This window comes from Pseudoalteromonas sp. APC 3358 (genome assembly GCF_030408075.1).
In the GTDB taxonomy this organism is placed as follows: domain Bacteria; phylum Pseudomonadota; class Gammaproteobacteria; order Enterobacterales; family Alteromonadaceae; genus Pseudoalteromonas; species Pseudoalteromonas arctica.
The window spans coordinates 95,976-118,959 of the sequence record NZ_JASDCE010000012.1 but is presented as its reverse complement, the minus strand read 5'-3'; the positions used below and the strand labels follow the sequence as shown (position 1 = coordinate 118,959).

Below are 22,984 nucleotides of genomic sequence, written 5' to 3'. Positions count from 1 at the left end.
AAAATTATGGATTACGGAACATACAGAGGTATTTTGACTCTGGTAATTTTAGTATTGTTTATTGTGATTGTTGCATGGGCATATAGCAAGCGAAGCAAAACTCGTTTTGACAGCGCAGCTAATGCCATTTTTGAAGATGAAAAAAAACATGACAACACGCTCTCTAACGAGGAAAAGGAGTCTGAAAAATGACTAGCTTTTGGAGTATTTGGGTTATTGTATTAACCCTTTCATGCTTATGCATCATCTTTGGCTTATTAGTTTGGAACTTAAAAAACTATGCAGGCGTAGAAGAAGGTGAAAGCTGTGGACATGAATTTGACGGCATTGAAGAGCTAAATAATCCACTACCAAAATGGTGGACTTACATGTTTTTCGCAACTTTTGCTTGGTCGGTATATTACCTTGCAGCTTTCCCAGGTTTAGGTAACTGGGAAGGTTTTGGTAAATGGACTAGCTCTAACCAAGGTATTACGTCTTTAGCTGAATCTAAAAAAGCAGTTGCAGAGGCAAAAGCGGATGGTCGCTTTGTAAAACTTGATAAAGAGTACGAAGCTGCAGAAGAGCGCTTTGGTCCTATTTTTAATAAACTTGCACAAGTACCCGTTTTAGATTTAGTTAATTCTAAATTTGAAGGTGATGCAGCGCAGCAAGTAGCACTTGATAATGATAATAAACATGAGCAAACAGATGGCCAAGTAGCCATTGAAATTGGTCAGCGTTTATTCTCACAAAACTGTGCGCAATGTCATGGCTCTGATGCACGTGGTGGTACTGGCTTCCCTAACCTAACTGATAAAGATTGGTTATATGGCGGAACACCTGACAAAATTAAAGAAACACTTCTTTATGGTCGTATTGCAGCAATGCCAGCTTGGGGTCCTGCTCTTGGCGAACAAGGCGTTAAAGAAATGACAGCACATGTGCTGAGCCTTTCTGGTCGTACTGTTAACCAAAAAGACGCAGACGCAGGTGCCGCTAAGTTTGCAATGTGTGCCGCATGTCATGGTGCTGACGGTAAAGGGTCAGTTGCACATAACCTACCGTTTGGCGCGCCTAACCTGACTGATAACATTTGGTTATATGGTGGTTCTCAACGTGCTGTTGAAGAAACTCTTAACCACGGCCGTGCCGGTGTAATGCCTGCATGGAAAGACATTTTAGGTGAAGATAAGATTCACTTATTAACTGCCTATGTTTACAGTTTATCGCAAGATAAATAAGCACGCGGTTAATAAAATGTTTATAAATTAATTTATTTAATTCAATAGATTAATCCAGATCAAAAAAGCCTCCACTGTGAGGCTTTTTTTTAGTCTTTTACGTATAATTCCTATAAAATAACGCTTCCTAAACTAATTTTAGAGACACTATGCAACCTACTCCGTGGTATAAAAATTTTTGGCCTTGGTTTTTAATCTTTTTTCCGTTAGTTGCCATTATTGGCTGTATTAGCTTATTTATTACGGCAATAGGTAATGGTCCAGATATGGTTGTTGACGACTACTACAAAAAAGGTAAAGCAATCAACTTAGAACTTACTAAGTTTGAAAAAGCAAAAGCGCTTTATCTGCATGGCGGATTAAATGTAAGCAATGAGCGCGTAAGCTTTAAATTTACAAAAGGCGACAGCAGCAATGTGCATGTATTAAAACTCTCTTTTTACCACCGCACAATTAAAGCACATGACTTTACCGCTACTCTAACCCCTAATGCGAATCAAGAATTTACAGCACTACTTGATAAGTACACACCAGGTGCCTATTCAGTATTTATTGAGCCAATAGATGGCAGTTGGAAAATGAAAGAAAATATAACGTTACCAACTGAACAAACCGTTTTAGTTACTCCTAATTATAAGTAGTAATAACTATGTCTAACTCTTGCTTTCATTGCCTTGAAAGTGTGCCAAACGGATTTAGCGCAAACGTTATAATTGACGATAAAGCTCAGCCAATGTGTTGCATTGGCTGCCAAGCTGTTGCGCAAAATATTGTTGATCAAGGTATGACCGATTATTATAAATACCGAACGGTTCGTGCTGGAAAGGTCGAACAGCTTGTACCTGAGCAACTCGCATTTATAAAAAGTTATGACAACGAAGACATTCAAGACGAATTTATAGCCACTAACGATAATATCTCAGAGGTATTATTGAGCGTTGAAGGTATAACCTGCGCCGCTTGTGCATGGCTTATAGAAAAACAACTCTTAAATTTAACCTCAGTTAAGCGTGTTGATGTAAATACATCTACCAACCGCGCGATGATTCAATGGGACAAAACCACCACCCCATTGAGTGAAGTTATTACTTCTTTGGCTAAAATTGGTTATAAAGCCTACCCGTTTCAATCAGATATTGAAGCTCAACAAAAGCAACAAACTGCCAAAGCCTATATTCGCCGCTTAGGTGTTGCTGGTTTAATGACCATGCAAGTAATGATGTTTGCGTTCGCCATGTACTTTGGCATGTTTTCAGGCATGGACAGTAACTTTGAGCAGTATTTTAGATGGATCAGCTTGGTACTGGCCTCTCCTGTTATTTTATATAGCGCACTGCCCTTTTTAACCAATGCTATAAATGGCTTAAAAGCAAAACAGCTCAATATGGATTTACCCGTATCACTGGCTATTTTTGGCGCATTTGGCGCAAGTTGTTACGCCACATTTATGCAAGTCGGCGAAGTATATTTTGAATCTGTGTGTATGTTTACCTTTTTACTGTTATTAGGTAAATATCTTGAATTTAGAGCGCGTTTAAAAGCGAGCGAGTTTACTGCCAATTTACAAAAGTTATTACCATTAACAGCCCGCACCATTAACGAAAGTGGCGAAGAGCTTATAATTGCAGCAAAAAAACTAAAACTTAATGACGTAGTACTTATTAAAGCAGGTGAGACAATTCCTGCCGATGGCGAACTCATTAAAGGCAAAACCACGGTTGATGAGTCAATGATGACCGGCGAACATCAACCAGTAACTAAATTTATTGGTCACAATGTCTATGCCGGTTGCGTTAACCACGATGGCGTTATTGAAATAAAAATTAATAAAATTGGCCAAAATACACTTTTAAATCAAATTATACGCTTACAACACAACGCATTAACCAAGCGCCCTAAACTGGTTGAAATTACAGATAAAGTTGCGCAATGGTTTATAGCGTGCCTGCTTATATTTGCTTCACTTACAGCTATTGGCTGGTACCAAATTGATCCTGAACACGCATTTTGGATCACTATTTCGGTTTTAGTTGCTACCTGCCCGTGTGCCCTGAGTTTAGCCATACCTACCGCGCTCACATGTGCAGTGGCAACGCTTACCCGCAAAGGCGTATTAATAAAACAAGCGCATGTGCTCGAAACGCTCTCACAAATTACTTTATTTGCATTTGATAAAACAGGCACACTTACGCAAGGTAAATTTAGCCTTGATGAAGTAGATATAATCGATAAACAATATACAAAAGCGCAAGTGCTAGATATGGCAGCCATGCTAGAACGTTATTCTGAGCACCCTATCGCCAGTGCATTTGATGAGTTTACGCCAGCTCACCGCAGTCTTAATAACGTTGAAGTACATCCAGGGCTGGGAATTAGCGCACAAGATGCAACTAATCATTACGCAATTGGTAAAAGTGGTTGGTTTAATAGCAAAAAATCGAATGCACAAGCGAGCTTGTATATAAATAAGCAAGTTGTTGCACGCTTTTACTTTGTTGATAAAGTAAAAAGCGATGCTAAAAAGCTTATAGACTCACTTCAATCGCAAAACTTAACGTGTCACATGTTAACCGGTGACGCGTCAGATGCTGGGCAAAAAGTAGCTAAGCAACTTAAACTTGAAAGTGTGCAATTTGGATGTTCTCCACAAGATAAACAAACCGCCGTTGAGCAATGGTCTTCACAAAATGAAGTCGTTGCAATGGTAGGTGATGGTGTAAACGACAGCCCAGTATTTGCCAGTGCGCACTTATCTATTGCTATGGAAACCGGTGCAGACATATCAAAAAATAGCGCCGATGTAGTGCTTCTTAATAGCGATTTAGCCTCCATTGGTCACTTACTTAATGTAGCAAAACAAACCAGACGTATTATTAAGCAAAATCTTGCGCTGTCTTTATTGTATAATGCTTCAATATTACCACTGGCAGCGTTGGGCTTAGTTGCTCCTTGGATGGCTGTTATTGGCATGTCTGCCAGCTCAATTATTGTGATTAGTAATTCACTAAGGCTATTAAAGTTATGAGCATAATTTACATTTTGATCCCTATCGCCATTTTGTTCGTCATTATTGCTATTGGTGTTTTCTTTTGGGCCGTAAAAAGCGAGCAGTTTTCGGATTTAAACAAGCAAGGTCATAGTATTTTGTTTGAAGATGACAAAGAGCAACATAACAAAAGTAATGATTGACCCTCTTTATACCAGCGCATTTTTAATGGGACTAATCGGTAGCGGTCATTGCATTGCTATGTGTGGTGGTATTGCAAGCTCATTACAACTGGCAAGTGACAAACGTAAAACATTTACCTATTCATTTGCTTATAATATTGGACGTGCACTGAGCTATATGGCAGCAGGCGCACTTGTTGCTGGTATTAGCAGCCAATTTGCAAGGCAAAACACCTCCTTCTCTTTAGTACTTTCGTTCATTGCAGCTATTTTTATGCTCCTCGTTGGCGTGTATATAATGCGCTTGGGCCCTACTTTGCAATGGTTAGAGAAAATAGGTAAAACCTTGGTGTGGCAACACATTGTTAAACTAAATAAATATTTAATGCCTATTAACTCTCCTTTTAAAGCCCTAGGTTACGGTGCTTTGTGGGGATGGCTGCCTTGTGGACTTGTATACTCAGCGCTTACATGGGCGATGACTAGCCCAAGTGCCCTTGACGGTGCCTTAGTTATGCTTTGCTTTGCTTTGGGTACTTTTCCCGCGATGATCACATTAGGCGTTACCGCGCAAAAACTAAATACTATTATTAACCATCCATGGACCCGAATTGTATTAGGCAGTGTTATAATTTGGTATGGTATCTACTTATTGATTATTGCAACTGACAAACTGGTACATTAATCTATTCGCATTATTAACCTTTAAGGTTATTTTGCAGTCGTGTATAAAAATTTAAACGGATTAAATTATGGATTTCTCTCAAAGTCGCGCTAAAGGTAATTGTGCTATTAGCTGTAATAACTGCAGTATTAGTCAATTGTGTTTGCCATTTTCACTCAATGGCCAAGAAATGGACAAGCTTGACGAAATTATTGAGCGAAAAAAACCACTCCATAAAGGCGACTATCTATTTGAATCAGGTGCACCTTTACAGGCTATTTATGCGGTTCGTTCTGGTTCATTTAAATCGTACACGTTATCGGAGCGAGGTGATGAGCAAATTACCGGCTTTCATTTAGCAGGCGACCTAGTTGGTTTTGACGCAATAAGTAAAATGACTCATCCCAGTTTTTCGCAAGCACTTGAAACGTCAATGGTGTGCGAAATCCCATTCGATACTCTTGATGAACTATCAGGAAAATTACCAAAGCTTCGCCAACAAATAATGCGCTTAATGAGCAGTGAAATTACATACGATCAAGAAATGCTGCTATTACTCAATAAAAAATCAGCAGAGGAACGCTTAGCTAGTTTCATTTATAACCTGTCAGAGCGTTTTGGTGAGCGTGGTTTTTCGCGTAAAGAATTTAGATTTACGATGACTCGCGGTGAAATTGGTAATTACTTAGGTCTAACAGTAGAAACCATTAGTCGTTTATTGAGTCGTTTTCAAAAAGCTGACTTAATTAAAGTAGAGGGTAAATTTATTACAATTTTAGATAATGATGCCTTGGCTAAAACCGCAGCAATAGTAAAACCTCGTTAGTACCTGCCTCGAATAACAATCCTTTACTCGTAATTGTTATGTAAATAAAGTGTAATTATTGCAATTACACTTACCTTCGACTAATACTTTAGAAGTGGGCTTAATTAAAGTTCTACAAATAAAGAACTTCATTTAACTCAGTACCATTATTTGGCGCAGCGCATTTTACAAAAGCAATAATGCAATTTTATCATCGTTAAAAACTTCTATTTTATTCACTAAATGAAAGGAAATATTATGCGTAATATTTTATGTCTCTTGTTTATTTTTTCTTTAGGTATATTCAGTGCTCAAGCATTAAGTTTCATGATTCCAGATGATGGGGCCGATGACTCTCAATCGTTAAAAGAATTAATTTTGAACACTGAGGAGAATGGTGAATTAATTATTGAACAACCAGGCGTTTATGATATTTGCTCAGCTATAATTTTTAAAAACATCAGTAATGTTGTTATCTCTGCAAAAAAGGGAGTAGTGCTGAGAAAGTGTGATAGATTTGAAGGTGAATATATTTTAGCTTTTTATAACTCACATTTTTTAACTATTGAAGGCTTCATCTTTGAAGGGCTAACAAAAGATAAGGTTAATTACGCTTGGGGCGAGCAAGGTTTACTTTTAGCCGGCTCTTCAGATATTTCAGTGCATCATAACCAATTTTTTAACTTCGGAGATGCTGCAATTAGAGCTACTTCCTCTCACTTATCTTCTTTCGATGGGCCAATTAATTCTTTCAGAATCAAAATTAGTAATAATTACTTTGAAAATATCACGCAAGTTACAACCACTCATCCTTGGAATAATAACTTTGGTGGTACGCATGATATTAGAGTTGAAAATAATACTTTCGAAGGCATGAAGGGCTCTTTAAAGTTCGCCTCTGTAAAGCCAGTGTCTAAGGCTTTAGTAAGATATAATACGTTTAGAAATACAAAAGGTACTGCTATCGAGCTGACCTATTATTCAAATGTTAAAATCATTGCGAATACTTTTTTAGACACAAAAAAATTTATACTCAATGCTTATCCAAACAAGCCAAAAAGTGTGACAATTCCTTTTAATTGGGGGAGTATTTATTTTACGCATAACAGTATTATACGTTCGAAAGGGGGTATTAGAATACAATCTGATGTGACGGGAGAGCTCATTGACGATAATTACGTAAGAGGCATTTATATCAATAATAATCACTTTCTTGATATTGATATGACCGTTTACCCAGAAAAAAAATACTGGGATCTAATTAACTTATTTACTCGCGGTGGGAAAAATTATTTATTTTCTACAATTAAAGACAATACCTATAACCTACTCCCAGGGGTAAGCTTTGTAAAAGAAACTTACGGATTTTCCCAAGAAAATAATATATTACTGGAATCTAAGAATAATTAAAAAGTATAATTTTTTAGTTTGAAGTAACTTTTCAGTATATTTCACAGCCTTTGAGTTACTAAATTTTAGATATCCTTATGGGTTAAGGCTTCTTCAGTCTATTTTGGCCTTAGGTGAGACTGAGTCGATGCAACTTACGTACTCCCAATGAATAGGAAATGGAAATCTATAAAAGGCAAACATGCACCGCAATTAAATCGCTATAAATTAAAAAAGAGCAAAAAAAACATCAAGTATATTTAAAACTTGGAACGAAAATATTTTTTGATTTAGAACAACAATTTATATGCTACCCCTTTAACTGTTTTATATTTACGTTACACTAAATGTACACCCGTTAGGTAAATGGAGTAGCATATGAACACTATTAAACGCATTATTGCGGTTATTGACCCCACCAAAGATGATCAACACGGTTTAGCACGTTCTATAGATTTAGCTAAAAAATCTGGCGCAAGTATTACCGCCTTTATGACGGTTTACGACTTCTCTTACGAAATGACGACTATGCTATCTGGCGATGAACGCGAAGCAATGCGCGATGCCGTACTAAAAGATCGCCAGCTATGGCTAAACGATTTAGTTTCCCCTTACAAAGATATAAATATTGAAACCCAAGTGGTTTGGCATAATCGCCCTTACGAAGCCATAATCGATACTGTAATTGATGAAAAGTACGATTTAGTAATTAAAGGCACACATCAACATGGTGCACTTAAATCAGTTATTTTTACCCCGACCGATTGGCACTTAGTACGCAAATGCCCAGCCCCGGTATTATTTGTAAAAGAAATGGCATGGCCAGCAAACGGTAATATTTTAGCTGCTGTAAATGCGGTTAGTGAAAACGAAGAACATGTAGCACTTAATAAACGCGTTATTAAAGACGCACAATATTTATGTGAACTTGCCAACGCAAAACTTAATTTAGTTAATGCCTACCCTGCAACTCCTATTAATATTGCCATCGAAATTCCTGAGTTTAACCCAGGACTTTATAACGAATCAGTTAAAAAGCATCATCATGAATCAACCAATGCACTTGCTGCAGAGTTTAATTTAAACCCAGAGCAATGTTTTATTGAAGAAGGCCTGCCAGAGGATGTAATCCCTGATGTAGCGAAGCGGTTAAATAGCGAATTAGTTGTTATTGGTACCGTAGGTCGCACGGGCTTAAGTGCCGCTCTTGTAGGTAATACAGCAGAGCATGTAATTGATAGCCTAGACTGTGATGTACTGGCACTCAAACCCGATGGTTACGTGAGCCCTATGGCAAAGGATTAATTTTAAGCTTTATGTGCAAGTTATAAGCGAGTTATTTTTACGTGTTAATAAGGCACGTTTAAATCAATTTTAATTACATCCTAAACTCGCATATTCAGGTGGTTTGGGTATAATACGCCCCTTTATTTTTAGCAAATAACTTTGCTGTATTGTTTTACTAGGGGGCGTAATTGTCACACTCAGATCAAGCTAAAGCTCAATTTAACTTAAATAAGCTGCAAAAGCGTTTACGTCGCCAAACTGGTCAAGCCGTTATGGACTTCAATATGATTGAAGAAGGTGACCGTATAATGGTATGCCTTTCTGGCGGCAAAGATAGCTACACAATGCTTGAAATGCTTCAACATTTAAAACGTGTAGCACCTATAAAGTTTGACCTAGTTGTTGTAAATCTTGATCAAAAACAACCTGATTTTCCTGAGCATGTTTTACCCCAGTATCTTGATAAATTGAATGTTGAATACAAAATTGTAGAAGAAGATACTTACAGTATTGTTACCGATATTATCCCCGAAGGTAAAACAACGTGTTCACTTTGCTCACGCTTACGTCGTGGTATTTTATACCGCACAGCAAAAGAGCTAGGCGCTACTAAAATAGCCCTTGGTCATCACCGTGACGACATGATTGAAACATTGTTTTTAAATATGTTTTACGGCGGAAAGCTAAAAAGTATGCCGGCTAAATTAATGAGTGATAACGGCGAACATATGGTTATTCGCCCACTTGCATACTGTAAAGAAAGCGACATAAGCCAATACGCATTTGTACAAGGTTACCCTATCATTCCGTGTAACCTATGTGGCTCGCAAGAAAACTTACAGCGTAAACATACAAAAACAATGCTCGCTAAATGGGATGCGGAGCACCCGGGTCGTATTGAAAGCATTTTTACAGCAATGCAAAACATAGTGCCTTCACATTTAGCTGATGCCGACTTGTTTGATTTTAAAAACTTACAAACAGGTGAAGTAATTGATGGTGGCGATATAGCCCTTGATAAACCAGACATTCCTAAAGTGCCTGTGGCTAATGAGCTTGATGAACAAGAAGCGCCAAGTGTAGTTACTATAAATCTAAGCTAACTTTTAGTTAGCTAAGAGTAAAGAATTAAGGGTTTGTATTTATATACAAACCCTTTAATTTACCAATTTAATCTTAAGCTTTACTTTAACTCTCAGCTAAGCCTTGTAAAAATTCCAAACTTAACTTTTCTTGTGCATTAGCCTGATATGGTAATTGCTGCAAGCTATCGTACGAAAAATCGTTAATATCAAAATGACTTATTTCACTATTCCCAAAGCTGTTTCGCTCACCTGGGCTTGGCGACATTCTCTCAATAACAAAGTCGCTTAAGCGCATATCTGTAATGCCTTGTGGTAATACCGACCAGTGGGCTTTCAAATTAAGAGTTTGGCTTCCCTTCGTTAACCGCTCTTTAGATACTAAATGAGCAAGTGGTGTATCGCCACTGTATAAATTAGCCCTAACACGATACAAACCACTTTTTACTACCACTATGTTAGCTGGCAAAATCATGTTTTCGTTTTGTGCATAAGCAGTTTCAAAACCTGTTAAAGTTGCACTCGGCGGCATATATTGAATTTGCGCAACTACGGGAACTTTTTTACCCGCAACATCACCCTCTACAAACACTTGTAAGCTACGAGGGTAATCTTCATCCTCTTCAAATGTTATAATTGCTTCACCGTCACGCGCATTGCCTGTATGGGTATTTAACACTTCTTTTGTATCTGTATTTGCAAGCTCAACGACCACTTTTCCAAGCCCTTGAGCGCTTATCTTTATTGTTATTTCTTCTGGGTATACAAAACGATATTGCTTAAGACTTAACGTTAAAGCATCGCCACTTTCATCAATAGGGCTCGATACCGGGTAGAATTGATTTGGCTTTAATCGATCTTCATCTAATGGACTCAATGGCTGAGAATAAGGAGGAAATTTAAGTGCACTTTCATATTGCATAACCACTTGCTGCGCTGCTTTTGTTAAGTCTTCATTAAACGCGATTTGTTTTTTTGATTGTGTTTTTTTTGCTGTAGGTACATCTATAGGGATCACTTTTACTGGCGATAAATCAGCTACGCTCGCACTGTGTTTAACCTGAGGTGTTATTGGCTCAGCAACTTTATGAGCATCATTTTTACCTGTAAACCATAGCGAGAATAAAATAGTGCTAATAATTAAAGCAACGACATAAAATTTTTTCATTTTTATATTTCAATCTTTTATAAGGCGTATAGTTTTTAACTACACGCCTTGTATGTTATGGAATCACATTATAAATAAGTGCTGATGCGCTTAAATTATTTGAATCCTTAATATAACGATATTGTTTTTTCCAAAACCAACTACCTGTAGTTTTATCAAACGTATTAAAACCTACAGTGTCACCTTCCACATTTACGTTATTCATGGCTATTGTTACATTACCTTTTCGCTGCGCGTTATGTATTTCGTTATGGCTATAACTGTCACTCATCATCATTGGATAATGGTTTGGCATAAAGCTACTTACTGCATCACCTTGCGATTTTAAATGGCCATTTGTATCAATACTGCTGCTACAACTTCCAAACGAGCCAGCCGAACTGGCACCACATGAAGAGTGCGATGCAACAACCGAATCATCATTGCCTTTTAAAAAACCACCCGTTAAACCCAAATATGCATTTCCATCGGCAACAAAGCGTAAACGTGGCGTACGTGCATCTGGGAATGGTGAAATTTTACGTGCATTGTTTACTTTTAAATCGTGTAATACACCAACAGCTTCGGTTACATCACTTCCTAGCCACCATTTGAGTGCAGCATCGACCGCAAAGTTCCATGATGCGCCAGTTAAAGCACTAACAGCTACGTCAGCTAGCTCACTTCCACCACCCGCGCCTGCTAAATCAAACGTAGCAACAATATTAAGCGGCTCTAAGCCTTCGTTTTCTAACCAGTTTTCTTGATTATCAATAATATGGCGTGCAACTAAGTCTCCTGTTGAATGTGTTACAAATACACAGCCATCACTGCATAAATTAGAGCGTGAAATTTGCTTTAGCTTTGGCCACACCCAATCGGTAGCAATTTTACCTTCAATACGTTCATAAGCAGGCCAATCAATTCGCTCATCTGCACGATTATTCCAGTACGATTGCCAATATGTTTCACCATCATTGATTACATCACTACCCGACTTATTTGTTATTTGCGAAGTTTGTAACCCATGAATTAATATAATTTTGTAGTCTTTACTCGCTGCAGAAAAGCTCATTAACATAGCTAACCCCGCACCAATTAGGTGGCTTGGCTTAATTAATTTGTGTGTGCGTTTTGTGTTGTTCATACAATTCCTTAATGTTGTGTACTTAATATTTTATTATCATTTAAGGTATTCATGTTGGTTTACATAAGCTTGTCAGCTTAGGTGTTCACTAGGGTCTGTTGTTCTTTGCGGATTAAAATTTGTTCAAACTAGAGGCTATTTAATCACGGCGCGAGATTTGTAACCTAGTGGGCTCGGTAACTGCTCCTGCGTTACTCTACTGGCTTACATCCATGTAAGAATAAGTAAAAAACGAGCAACAAAGAGTAAATAGCCTCTAGGAAGTACCCTTTGGGCAGCGTCTGTTTGGCATTAATGCTACGTTATCGCCTATTTATGGGGAACAACCACACTACTTAGGCTCTGCCTTGCCTAAATACCAAACAGACTGCTGCAAATTTAACCTTGAAAGATCAACAGACTCTAGTATTAGGAACAACAAACAAAAATGCAACAACTTATTATCATTTAGGGAAGAGAAGAAACTTATTTCATACCGATTAATGAGTTAATAGAGGTATAGTTGTTATATTTGAAATTATTAGATGGGTTTCAAGGGGTATATTGAGGGTATATTGAGGGTAGTAAGATTAAAGCGGATACCATTGAAAGTGCCCGCTTTAGAATAAGGACGAAGCTAATCTAACCGTTAGCTTTAAGTTCACTGGTAAATTGCCCAATCGCATTTACAACTTCTTGTGCACCTTGTTGGATCTCTTGCATCACTTCACCAGATTCTTTAGATAACGCCAAGCCTTGCTCTGCCTTCTCTTTACCTTTTTCTATTACAGCCACCGTATTTTGGGTTTGTGATTGGTTGCGCTGTACAACTTCTACAATTTCTTCTGTTGCTTTTGAGGTACGCGATGCAAGCAATCGCACTTCATCTGCAACCACAGCAAAGCCTCGCCCCTGCTCGCCAGCTCTTGCCGCTTCAATTGCGGCATTTAATGCTAATAAATTTGTTTGCTCAGCAATACTACTAATGCTTTGTACAATACTCGATATTTGTTGCGACTGCTGATCAAGCGCTGATATTTCATTTGCAGCTTGCTCCATGTTAATAGCCAGCTCAGTCATTACTGCGACTGTATCTTGTATAACGCTCGCGCCTTGCTCTGCTTTTTTATCAGTTTGGGTTGAGGTGCTATAAGCAATTTCGGCAGCTTGTGATATCGCAATTTCTTGATTTACTTGGTCAGTGATAACAGTTGCAAACTTCATCACTTTATAAAGCTCATTCGCGTCATTTGAGATTGGGTTATACGACGCTTCTAGCCAAACAATGTTGCCATGTTTATCTACGCGCTTAAAACGCTCAGCAATAAACTTACCTTCTCTTAATTTAGCCCAAAATTGCAGATACTCTTGGGAGTTATACTCTGAAGCCTCACAAAACGTACGGTGATGTTTACCTAGTATTTCACTTTCTTGATAACCCATTGCAGCCAAAAATTGATCATTTGCTTTTAAGACATGGCCTTCTAAATCAAATTCAATTACCGCCATAGAGCGATATATCGCTTTAATAGTATCGCTTTGCTCGCGAGAAGCCGTAATTGTTTTTGTAAGTACACTTCCGAATATAGAAAAATAGAGCAACTGATCTTGCTCCCCTTTTACTGGATGTACTATTAAACGTAACCATTCAGCTTTACCATCGCTGCGCATAACTTGCAATGCACCGCCCCAATGCCCTTCTTTTTTAATAGCTTGCTGTAGGCTTTTAAACTCTGAAGATTGACGAGACGAATCTGTAATAAAATCGTCAAAAGAATTATTAGTTAGATCATCTTCACTGTAGCCTAGGTTTTCTAAAAACTTATCATTGGCGTGCGAAATTCGGCCATCATAAAGAATGTTTAGTACTAACATCTCTCGGTAAAGCCCTTCCCATACTTGTTGTAATGGGTAAAGTTCAGCTTTTAGAGAAGCTATTTCGTTTTGTTTATTTTTAGAAAAAAACATTAATATCCCTACTAATACATTCGATATGAAATGAAATTAATTTTATTATAGAAGATATTATTTATAACGCGATAAATAATAAGAGCTTTAATTACTAGATTCAGAAAGTTTTAAAATAGCCAATACATAAACACTGGTATCTACAAATATGTGGATACATCAATAAAATAACTTCTATGTCCCAGCAGAACCTTTAATTCTCAAACTTTAATCTTTCATACAATCCAGACGCTCTTGATACGCTTTTATTCATTGCTAATTGCAGTACTTTTTTGTCAGCCACCAGCTCAAACTTATTTTTAGCGCGGGTTATTCCCGTATACACTAATTGCCTGTTAATACCCATGCGCGCTTGTTTTAGCGGTGGCAGTACCATGGCTGTGTAGCTAAACTCTGAACCTTGTGATTTATGAATAGTCATTACATAGACTTTATCGTGCGCAGGGAGTCGTGCTGGCGAAAATGTTCGTTGATTACCTTGCTCATCAATAAATATGGCTTTGAGTTGATCACTTTCATCGGGCATTAAAATACCAATATCACCGTTAAATAACTTAAGTTGATAATCGTTTTGGCTCACCATAATGGGCATGCCTGTGTAATGATGTGTATTAGGGCTAACTGTTATTAAACCTTGCTGTTGCAATACGCGCTCTATTCGCTGATTTAAGCTATGCACGCCGTAATCGCCCTCTCGCACTGCAGCTAAAAGCTGATAACTAGCAAAAGCAGCATGCACCTGTGCAACATCTGCACCTTGGGCAATTAAGTTAAGGTATTTTGCATAATGACTTGCTGCACTTTTAACCAGCTTTTCAATTGGTTTTGCTACAAAGTCGTAATCTAAAATTACATCGTTAAAACGCCCTTCAGTACTTTCTTGCTCAACGTAATTTAAAATACCGGTGTTATTTGTGTTTACCGCAAGTGCGAGTTGACCAATGCCGCTTTGTGCATCAAATCGATAACTGTGCTGTAGAAAAGCAACGCAATCTGCGAGTTTAAATTCACTCACGCTTTGCGCTACGAGCTTAGGTTCATTATTAAAACATAGGCTATTTAGCTCATCACAACGTGCTTGCGAGTAGCGTGGCGTTTGCCCAAGTGTTAAACCTTGGCATAAATCGCTCATTACGCTGCCGGTATCTACCGAGGCAAGCTGATCTTTATCACCTAGGAGTATTAATCTCGCGTGCGTAGGCAATGCTTCTATTAATTTAGCCATCAGCGATAAATCGACCATACTGGCTTCGTCAATAATCAGCACATCTAAATGCAGCGGATTGCTTTTGTTGTGTCTGAATTTATTAGTAAACGGTTTTACGCCCAATAAGCGATGAATAGTCTGAGCGCTTTGCGGTATCAGCGTTTTTATATCATCAGGAATCGTTGTGAGCTTATTTTTAGCGCCTAAAATAGACTCACTTAAACGTGCAGCGGCTTTACCTGTCGGTGCCACCAGCTTAATGCTAAGCGGCGCGGTTTTATAAAGTGACTGCAAAATAGCCAGCAACTTAGTCACTGTGGTAGTTTTACCTGTACCTGGGCCACCCGTGATCACACTAAAGCCTTTGGTGGCCGCAATCGCACACGCCACTTTTTGCCAATCAGTCTCAATTGTTGAATCAGCAGGAAAATAGGTATTTAAAAGTTCAGCCAATACTTCATTATTAATATTGAGCTTTCGCTCGCTCATGCTTAATAGTCTATCCGCGAGTGTTTGCTCATAACCGGCAAGGCGCGCAAAATAAAGTCGCTCGTTAAACAGTTGTAGTGGTTTATTTTCGCCTACGCTTTCATGGCTTTGTAAATAATTAAGCGCTGTGTGTACATTAAAATCATCACTAAACGGGCTTAGCGTACTGGGTACATTGCCATCGAGTTTATTAAAGTCACTTTTGCGCAAGTTAAAAGGATTGCTCCAGTCAACCTCATTTAAGGTTAGGCAGCTATGCTGGCTTTGCTGTGATAAGCACAGCAATAAAATAATATAAAATAGTTCATTGTGAGTTTGCTCAATGTCATTAGCACACAGTAATTCAGCGAGCTTCACATCAACTACACGCAGTCGGTTTTGCGCTAATAAATACTCAAGTAACGGGACTTCGGTAATCGTATTATTTAACACAATGTCCTCTAATGGGGCATCTTGTGCTACATTTTTTGAAGTAAGAGGCTCTGCGGCTTCATTATTAAGTGTCTCGTCTATATCGTCAAACAAGCCAGGTTGCTCATTTAAATCGCTCATAGCATAGCTCCTTGGCTAAATAAGCCATCTAAAATAATCACTTGTTCTTCAGTTAGCTTTTTAAAGTACACGCCTTGCCCTGTCGGCATTCCACGTAAAAACGTGTAATACACGCCGCCTAAATGGGTTTCTATCGAGTAATCAGCTATACGTTGTTTTAATAAACGATGCAGCGCTACCGTGTAGATTAAATACTGTAAATGATACTGATGACTGCTCATCGCTTGCTCAAGCATATCGCCTTCGTAATCAGCTGGCGTACTGCCTAAATAATTAGACTTATAATCTAAAATATAATATTTGCCTTGGTAGCAAAATATTAAATCGACAAAGCCTTTTAACAAGCCTTTTACTTGTGAAAATTCAAGCTTACTTTGCGTAAAGCCAAAATGTTTAACCAGCATTTCGTTTAGCTTAGGTGCGCTTAAGCTCTCAAGTGGTAAATTAAACTCCATTTCGACTAGGCAGTCGCTTGGTGTAAGCACACCTAATGAAAGAAGGCTGTTTTCTAGAGAGCTTTTATCTAGGGGGCACGCAAGAACATCAAGCACCCACTTTTCAGCCACTTCTCGCCATTGATCACCTATGTGGTACTTTTCAAGGCTGCGCTTAACTACCTCAGATAAGTTTTGCTCGGTATTAGTTGGGTGAACTATTGGGCTAGTAAAATCTATTTGTTCAAATATTTCGTGCAAACAGCTACCCGGCTTTGGCCCTTTAGGAAAACTATAAGGTGATGGCAGCTCGTCCTCTTGCACTGCAAACTCGTCTTTTTCGTGATCTTCATCACTTCGCCCTGGGGCTAATTGGTCGCTGTGCTTTTTAAAGCTCAATGCACTAAAGCTGGTTGCTCGCCAGTTACGCTCAATGCTTGCTGTTACTTTATTAACACTTAACGTTTGCTGCGCACTTTCACTGTTATTAAAACAAAGTGTTCCCTGTTCTAATAATGTTTGTGAGGTAAATTGCTGATAGCTCATCGCACTATTAGCGTCGCAAAACTCACTTAAATGCGTGCGCCATGTTTGGCTACTGGCAAGCTCAAGCCCTGCAAATAAAACATGCCCTAGTGCACTACTTTGCATTGCTAAGCGGCTACTTTGCCCTTGCCCAATGTTATAAACACCAAGCGCACAAAAATGCACAGCGCGAGTAAGTGCTACATACAGCAGGCGTAAATCTTCAGCTAGGCGCTCTTGCTCTGCTTTTTGCAGTGCATCTTCGTCTTTACTTAAATCGTAAATTAGTTTGCCATTATCGTGATAAAGCGCTTCTTTAGTTTCGCGATAGCCACTGGCAAACGGCATAAATACCAGTGGGTATTCAAGCCCCTTTGAGGCATGCATAGTGACAATTTTAACTAGGTTGGCGTCACTTTCTAGGCGTACCTGTACTGTTTCACCGTCTTGTTGGCTTACCTTTTGTGCAAACCAGCGCAGCAAACGCAGCGTGCCTTCAAGCTCTATTTGTTTTTGCTGAAGTATTTCGCCCAAATGCCTAAAGTCAGTCAGCCAACGCTCAACGTTATATCCCAATCCTTGCCATTTAGCGCTAAGCTGGTTATGGCTCATTAAGCGCTCAAGCATTGCCATAGCGCCTTGCTTGTTCCAAATGTGGCTAAGTTGAGCAAAAAAGTTTAAATGCTCTTGCCATTTATTCTCATCATCGGCGAGTGCGTGTATTTCGTTATAACTTAAACAAAATAGTGGTCCGGCTAAAACACCGCGCAGCAATGACTCATCATATTGACCATGCAGCGCTGTTAAAAAGTTAAGTAGGTGATGGCTAAGCTCTTGGCTAAAAACGCTTTCGCGCGATAAATACACGCTGGAAATTTTGGCATCATCTAGCGCTTTTTTCATTATTTGTGCTTCAACACGGTCGCGCACTAATATACAAATATCGGCAGCGCTTACAGGGTTACTGCCAATGCACGCGTCCCCCTGTTTTGCTTTTTCAAGCAGGGTCACTATTTTATTAGCAAAGTGAGTGGCTAAATGCGCTTGCCCTACACCTTTGTTAGTTGGTTTGTTTTTTTCATCGGCGGCTTCATCCACAAATACATTAAATTCGAATGCGGTAGCGGGTTTGCCATCAATTAAAAAAGAATCAGCCGCTTTTTTGCCTTTCGCAGCCACTGCGTTAAACGGTATAGCGTCGTTATAAATAAAGCTGTTAGCGTGTTTGCCAAATAAACTATTAACACTATTGACTATATCGGTGCTTGAGCGAAAGTTAGTACCCAGCGTAAATTGCTGATCAGTCTGTACAGCTTCTTTTGCGCCAATATACGTAAAAATATCCGCGCCCCTAAAGCCATAAATAGCTTGTTTAGGGTCGCCTATCATGGCAAGCGTGGTATTTTGTTGCCCATAAATTTTACTAAAAATACCGTACTGAATCGGATCGGTATCTTGGAATTCATCAATCATGGCAACCGGAAACAACTGCGCAATTTTTTGCGCCAGTACGTCGCCTTGCTCGTTATTAAGCGCACTGTGTAAATTGGTCAGTAAGTCATCAGGGGTGATCACGCTTTGCTCTTGCTTGCGCTTAACTATTGCGGCTTTTACCCAGCGTGCTGCATGTTGTACAACCGCTATTTTGAGCCCTTGGTTTATGGTGTTGTTAAGGGCGGCAAGCTCGTCAAACTGACTCAGTAATGGATGCACAAATAATGGCTGATTTTTTTTATAATTGCCTGCATCGCTTAGGTTTTCTGTACTCCACACTTCAAACGAATACTTGTTAGTGCCAAATTCAAAAAACAAATCGCCGCCTAAACAAAATGCCTCAAGCGCACTAAGGCTGCCTTTTCGTGCTGGCGTTTTAGACCCGCTTAAACCCGAGCCTTTAATAGCACCTATAAACTCTTGCTCTAACACCGCTTTTTTAAATGCAGGTACACGGATTATGTACTCGTCACGGGCTTTCCATACATCATCTAAATTTATTTGTGGCGTAATGTGCGCATTAGCTTTATTTAAAATGCTCGCCACTTGAGCGAATAAAGCCTCTGGTGCGGCAAATACCTCTAAAATAGCATCTGTGCGTTCTTTGTTAAGTGGGTATACAAACGCGCGCCAAAAATCTTTAATGGTTTCGAGCAGTATGTCGCGCTCATCTAAAATAAATTCGAGATTAAACGCCACACCCGACTCAAACGCATGTTGTTTTAGCATCCGCTGACAAAAGCCATGAATAGTAAAAATAGCGGCTTCGTCCATTGATTTAGCAGCTGCATCGAGTAAATCAAAGGCGCGGTGCTTATCATCAATTTTGGCAATTACGCCTTCAATGAGTTCGTCGTTTGGGTCTTGCCCAAGCAATGCGTCGCGCGCAGCAATAATTCGGCTGCGCACGCGGTCTTTAATTTCTTGGGTGGCAGCGTCGGTAAAGGTTACTACCAAAATTTGCTCAACACTGAGCGGCGTATTTAACTCACCTTCTATTTGCATACCTAGTAAGTAACGTAAATACAGTCCCGTAATTGTATAAGTTTTACCAGTACCCGCACTGGCTTCTATTAAACTTTGACCAGTGAGCGGCATAGTAAGAGGATTAAGCGCTTGCATGGTCACTCTCCTTTGCGTGTTCAAATAAAGGCGTGAGCAATTTATCACTCCATTTTATAAATTCTTCTTGGCAGTCATTTAGCGATTGCACCGTTAAGCGAATATACGGATTTTCGCCCTCGCCTCGCCCTATGTATTGCGGGCTAAATTTGCTCATTGCTTTTGTTATATCGCCGCCGCTTTTAACGTATTCATAACCACTTACCGGAAAGAACGGCACAGGCTCTGCGCGCAGCGCTTTGTATAACTCAAACCAATCGGCTAATAGTGCATCCGCATCGGCTTTGTTTATGGGCGCAAAGGTAATTTGCTTATCGAGCCCAAGTAACAATGTTTCTACTTGTTGATCCATACTTTGCGCTGCAAGGTGATAAATAAAGCCTTTAATTAAATCTTTCGCTTTAATACTCGCACTGCGGTAAAACACTTGTTTTTGCAAATAAATATGATTGAGCCAGCCCTCTATTTTGGTGCCTTCAATGGTAAGCAAAACTTCTATCGGCTCACTTTTCCCGCTTTTAATATGCTCTTTAACTTGCCCTGCAAGCGCATCAACTCGGTGCTCCATACTCTCAAATATGAGGCTGCCTACATTGGCTTGAGGTAACTCACCCCGCTGCAGTATTTGCTCGGTACTCAGTGGTTGCTCGTTTATATTGGCTTTAAGTATTTCATCAAGGTAAAAATAACGGCGCAGCGCATCTAAACTAAATGGCTCTTCGTCTTTTGCTACTTCGTTAAATTGTGGCAGGCGTAAACCTAGTGTTTGCTGATAAAAGCTCTCTTGTGCGCTGCACACACTTCTAATAAACACATCAAGATCTAACTGCTCTGGCACAGTCACATCAAGTGCAATAACTGGCTCTGGTTTAATTGACTCACTTGGCAGCCAAATTGGATTGTAACTGTGGTTGCTCAGCACAGTATTGGCTTGCTCATCGGCTAAGTAATAATGGCTATTAAAGGGCTGTAAATGCTGCTGATTGATTAAACATGCTGGCAGCGTTTTTTCGCTTTTATCGCTTAATACAAAACTACGCCCAATATACTCTAAAAGCTCACTTACAAGCGTTGATGGCATGCGCGGTTGGTTATCAAAACACGAGCGACCAATGTAACTCATGTATAGGTTGTCGCGGGCACTCAATAGCGCTTCTAAAAATAAGTAGCGGTCATCTAATTTACGTGATCGGTCACCTTTTTGCTTTTTAGAATAAGGCACTAAGTCAAAACCAATGGGCTGTACGTTACGTGGGTAGTCGGCATCGTTTAAACCCAGCATGCATACCACTTTAAATGGTACGGCGCGCATGGGCATAAGCGTACAAAAATTGACTTGCCCAACTAAGAATCGCTGCCCTACGCCTTTTTCTTGAATGCCTTGTTTAACTAAGTAACTAACAATACGCTGCGAAACAGCTTTGCTGTAATCGCCGTTGTCGTGGTGTTTTTGTAATTCTTCGAGCACGTTTTGAAGTACTAATAAATCCCAGCTGTCGTCACTTTCACTTTCGTATATAGCGTTTAGTAGCTCGCTTAAAATATGCGCTTTATTAGTGAGCGTATCGTCGGGCGTTAGCTGCTCTTTAAAGCTTTGCAGTACATCAATAAAGTGCACGAGCTTATTGAGTGTATCGAGCGCCATGCCTTCTACTTCGTCAGCGCTGTAAATACCGTTAAACGGGCATTGTTCGTCGCGCATAGCAATACCAAGCAGTAAACGGTTAAGCCCATGTTGCCAGGTATTTAAATCGATAGCTGGTAAATCAAAGCTTCTTTTATGCGCTGCGTTTATACCCCATTTAACCCCAACACGTTCAAGCCAGTATTGAATTTGCTCGTATTCGTGCGCTTCAAGCCCAAATTTTTCGGCTATTTGCGTAACTTGTAATAAATCGAGAATATCCGACACACCAAAGCGCGAAAACGGTAAGTTAGCTAAACTCGCAAATGAGCTAAGGACGGGCTTTTCTTGCTCTATGGCTAAATCGGCCAATGCGTAAGGAATAAAGCGGCTGCCTTGTGCTCCGCCAAATACGGCTTCAATGTAAGGGCTGTAAGTGCCTACATCGGGCATCATGACGATTATGTCTTTGGGGGTAAGCGCTGGGTTTTGATTAAATAAGTTAAGTAAGTAGTCGTGCAAGCGCTCAACTTCTCTGAGCGGAGTATGGCAATCGCTTAGCGTAATGCTGGTGTCGGTTGCGCTGATTGGTAATTTACCTTCGTCGTTTATAAACCACTCTTTGTTATCGGTCAGCGATTCACCTTTAAACGCAAGCTGATAAATCTCGCTTTGTACTTGCCCTAGTAAGGTGTCGTCAAACACATCAATAAAACCATCAATCCAACGGGCATCTAACTGTACGAGTTGCTCAAAATAGTCGCGACCTAATTTACCCCACGACGATAACAACGGATTACCTATAAAGTAGTATTCTTCATCTGGGTTGGTGTGTTTTTTTTGTTGCGCTTCCACCAGCGGCATTTTAGCGTATTTAGCGCTTATTTTAGCTGCTGTTTTTTCATCTATAATATCGCCCCAGTAATGCTCACTCGGGTTAAAAAAGAATAATATAACCTCTGTTTTTTTACTCAGCGCTTCAAATACGTCTAGCTGGGAGCTGGCAATCGCCGATATACCAAATAAGCTAATGCGTTGTGGCAGTATGCTATTGTCCATAGTCTCAAGTGCTGCAAGTAACTGCCCTTGCATATTAGCGCGATGAAATTGGCTTTGCCCAAGTTCTTGGCTTAGTTTTACAATGCGTCGCCATAAGTCAGGCTGCCATGGGGCAATGGTTACATCTACGTCATCAAGCTCATCTTTGCCGCTATCCCATGTGGCTATCCAGTGCGGTCGGTACATTAAATATTGGTCGTACACATCGGCTATTTTTTCGCATAACGCAAAGGTTTTTTGCCCGTCAATATCGCCCTCTAAATAGGTTTTTAGCGGTAAATATAGCGGCTCATCAATACAGATGGGTAAAGTGGCAAACAGCTTCCAAGCAAGGTTGGGCTTATTAAATGCCGACTCTTTAGGGACATTTGGCAGTAATTGCTGATACAACTGCCAAATAAAGCTCGACGGCAGCGGAAAATCTACCTGCGCCGCAACCCCTAAGTTTTCGCTCAAACCTATTTTTAACCACTGCGACATACCCGGCGATTGCACTAGCACTACTTCTTTGTCGAACGGGCTTTGCAATGGGTTTACTTTTAACAGCTGGTGGAACTGCGCTTGCAGGGCTTCCATCCGGTTTGATTGAATAATATTTAGCATATAACACTGACCTTGC

General features: G+C 39.7%; 16 protein-coding genes. 10 read left to right on the top strand and 6 right to left on the bottom strand.

What is annotated here, in order from left to right:
* Positions 1–6: 6 nt before the first annotated feature.
* From QL995_RS17210 to ttcA, 10 genes are all read left to right on the top strand, one after another.
* The gene (locus QL995_RS17210; RefSeq protein ID WP_010554061.1) at positions 7–192 is read left to right on the top strand and encodes a cbb3-type cytochrome c oxidase subunit 3; all 186 of its coding nucleotides are present in this window, start codon (positions 7–9) and stop codon (positions 190–192) included.
* Positions 189–1,223, top strand: coding sequence for a cytochrome-c oxidase, cbb3-type subunit III (ccoP, locus tag QL995_RS17205; RefSeq protein WP_290294698.1), 1,035 nt, complete (start codon positions 189–191; stop codon positions 1,221–1,223). The genes QL995_RS17210 and ccoP overlap by 4 nt, the downstream gene beginning before the upstream one ends.
* 149 nt (positions 1,224–1,372) lie before the next feature.
* Positions 1,373–1,864: a FixH family protein gene (locus QL995_RS17200; protein ID WP_121954922.1), complete on the top strand. Its 492-nt coding sequence runs from the start codon at positions 1,373–1,375 to the stop codon at positions 1,862–1,864.
* An 8-nt stretch (positions 1,865–1,872) separates the two neighbouring features.
* A complete protein-coding gene (locus QL995_RS17195) occupies positions 1,873–4,248 on the top strand; it encodes a heavy metal translocating P-type ATPase (protein WP_290294697.1) in 2,376 nt (791 codons plus the stop codon).
* Positions 4,245–4,412 carry a cbb3-type cytochrome oxidase assembly protein CcoS gene (gene ccoS / locus QL995_RS17190; RefSeq protein WP_002963071.1) on the top strand — a complete coding sequence of 56 codons (168 nt, stop codon included), beginning with the start codon at positions 4,245–4,247 and terminating at the stop codon, positions 4,410–4,412. The genes QL995_RS17195 and ccoS overlap by 4 nt, the downstream gene beginning before the upstream one ends.
* Positions 4,405–5,076, top strand: a complete 672-nt coding sequence (locus QL995_RS17185) for a sulfite exporter TauE/SafE family protein (RefSeq protein ID WP_024594369.1) — start codon at positions 4,405–4,407, stop codon at positions 5,074–5,076. The genes ccoS and QL995_RS17185 overlap by 8 nt, the downstream gene beginning before the upstream one ends.
* A gap of 67 nt (positions 5,077–5,143) precedes the next feature.
* Positions 5,144–5,881, top strand: a complete 738-nt coding sequence (locus QL995_RS17180) for an FNR family transcription factor (RefSeq protein WP_007585636.1) — start codon at positions 5,144–5,146, stop codon at positions 5,879–5,881.
* A gap of 237 nt (positions 5,882–6,118) precedes the next feature.
* Positions 6,119–7,270, top strand: coding sequence for a right-handed parallel beta-helix repeat-containing protein (locus QL995_RS17175; protein WP_169043467.1), 1,152 nt, complete (start codon positions 6,119–6,121; stop codon positions 7,268–7,270).
* Positions 7,271–7,627: 357 nt separating this feature from the next.
* Positions 7,628–8,554 (top strand): universal stress protein UspE, encoded by a 927-nt coding sequence (uspE, locus tag QL995_RS17170; protein ID WP_007585634.1) that lies wholly within the window; start codon positions 7,628–7,630, stop codon positions 8,552–8,554.
* 170 nt (positions 8,555–8,724) lie between these two features.
* Positions 8,725–9,639 carry a tRNA 2-thiocytidine(32) synthetase TtcA gene (ttcA, locus tag QL995_RS17165; RefSeq protein WP_007585631.1) on the top strand — a complete coding sequence of 305 codons (915 nt, stop codon included), beginning with the start codon at positions 8,725–8,727 and terminating at the stop codon, positions 9,637–9,639.
* Positions 9,640–9,724: 85 nt separating this feature from the next.
* Here ttcA and QL995_RS17160 read toward each other — a convergent pair whose 3' ends face one another.
* The 6 genes from QL995_RS17160 to recC all read right to left on the bottom strand — a co-directional run bounded on the left by QL995_RS17160 (position 9,725) and on the right by recC (position 22,968).
* Positions 9,725–10,786 (bottom strand): hypothetical protein, encoded by a 1,062-nt coding sequence (locus QL995_RS17160; RefSeq protein ID WP_290294696.1) that lies wholly within the window; start codon positions 10,784–10,786, stop codon positions 9,725–9,727.
* Between the two features lie 55 nt (positions 10,787–10,841).
* A complete protein-coding gene (locus QL995_RS17155; protein ID WP_007585627.1) occupies positions 10,842–11,912 on the bottom strand; it encodes a hypothetical protein in 1,071 nt (356 codons plus the stop codon).
* Between the two features lie 621 nt (positions 11,913–12,533).
* The gene (locus QL995_RS17150) at positions 12,534–13,859 is read right to left on the bottom strand and encodes a PAS domain-containing methyl-accepting chemotaxis protein (RefSeq protein ID WP_007585625.1); all 1,326 of its coding nucleotides are present in this window, start codon (positions 13,857–13,859) and stop codon (positions 12,534–12,536) included.
* A gap of 193 nt (positions 13,860–14,052) precedes the next feature.
* On the bottom strand, positions 14,053–16,107 hold the full coding sequence (recD, locus tag QL995_RS17145) for an exodeoxyribonuclease V subunit alpha (protein WP_290294695.1): 2,055 nt from the start codon (positions 16,105–16,107) through the stop codon (positions 14,053–14,055).
* A complete protein-coding gene (gene recB, locus QL995_RS17140) occupies positions 16,104–19,682 on the bottom strand; it encodes an exodeoxyribonuclease V subunit beta (RefSeq protein WP_290294694.1) in 3,579 nt (1,192 codons plus the stop codon). Before recB ends, recD begins: the two co-directional genes overlap by 4 nt.
* Positions 19,669–22,968 carry an exodeoxyribonuclease V subunit gamma gene (gene recC / locus QL995_RS17135; protein WP_290294693.1) on the bottom strand — a complete coding sequence of 1,100 codons (3,300 nt, stop codon included), beginning with the start codon at positions 22,966–22,968 and terminating at the stop codon, positions 19,669–19,671. The genes recB and recC overlap by 14 nt, the downstream gene beginning before the upstream one ends.
* Between the last annotated feature and the right edge of the window lie 16 nt (positions 22,969–22,984).

Excerpts from the sequence above, each read along its gene's own strand:
- recD (WP_290294695.1), bottom strand. The coding sequence starts at position 16,107 with ATGAGCGATTTAAATGAGCAACCTGGCTTGTTTGACGATATAGACGAG.
- QL995_RS17195 (WP_290294697.1), top strand. The coding sequence starts at position 1,873 with ATGTCTAACTCTTGCTTTCATTGCCTTGAAAGTGTGCCAAACGGATTT.
- ccoS (WP_002963071.1), top strand. The coding sequence starts at position 4,245 with ATGAGCATAATTTACATTTTGATCCCTATCGCCATTTTGTTCGTCATT.
- QL995_RS17200 (WP_121954922.1), top strand. The coding sequence starts at position 1,373 with ATGCAACCTACTCCGTGGTATAAAAATTTTTGGCCTTGGTTTTTAATC.
- QL995_RS17150 (WP_007585625.1), bottom strand. The coding sequence starts at position 13,859 with ATGTTTTTTTCTAAAAATAAACAAAACGAAATAGCTTCTCTAAAAGCT.
- QL995_RS17160 (WP_290294696.1), bottom strand. The coding sequence starts at position 10,786 with ATGAAAAAATTTTATGTCGTTGCTTTAATTATTAGCACTATTTTATTC.
- recB (WP_290294694.1), bottom strand. The coding sequence starts at position 19,682 with ATGCAAGCGCTTAATCCTCTTACTATGCCGCTCACTGGTCAAAGTTTA.
- QL995_RS17210 (WP_010554061.1), top strand. The coding sequence starts at position 7 with ATGGATTACGGAACATACAGAGGTATTTTGACTCTGGTAATTTTAGTA.
- QL995_RS17185 (WP_024594369.1), top strand. The coding sequence starts at position 4,405 with ATGATTGACCCTCTTTATACCAGCGCATTTTTAATGGGACTAATCGGT.
- QL995_RS17180 (WP_007585636.1), top strand. The coding sequence starts at position 5,144 with ATGGATTTCTCTCAAAGTCGCGCTAAAGGTAATTGTGCTATTAGCTGT.
- recC (WP_290294693.1), bottom strand. The coding sequence starts at position 22,968 with ATGCTAAATATTATTCAATCAAACCGGATGGAAGCCCTGCAAGCGCAG.
- QL995_RS17155 (WP_007585627.1), bottom strand. The coding sequence starts at position 11,912 with ATGAACAACACAAAACGCACACACAAATTAATTAAGCCAAGCCACCTA.
- QL995_RS17175 (WP_169043467.1), top strand. The coding sequence starts at position 6,119 with ATGCGTAATATTTTATGTCTCTTGTTTATTTTTTCTTTAGGTATATTC.
- uspE (WP_007585634.1), top strand. The coding sequence starts at position 7,628 with ATGAACACTATTAAACGCATTATTGCGGTTATTGACCCCACCAAAGAT.
- ccoP (WP_290294698.1), top strand. The coding sequence starts at position 189 with ATGACTAGCTTTTGGAGTATTTGGGTTATTGTATTAACCCTTTCATGC.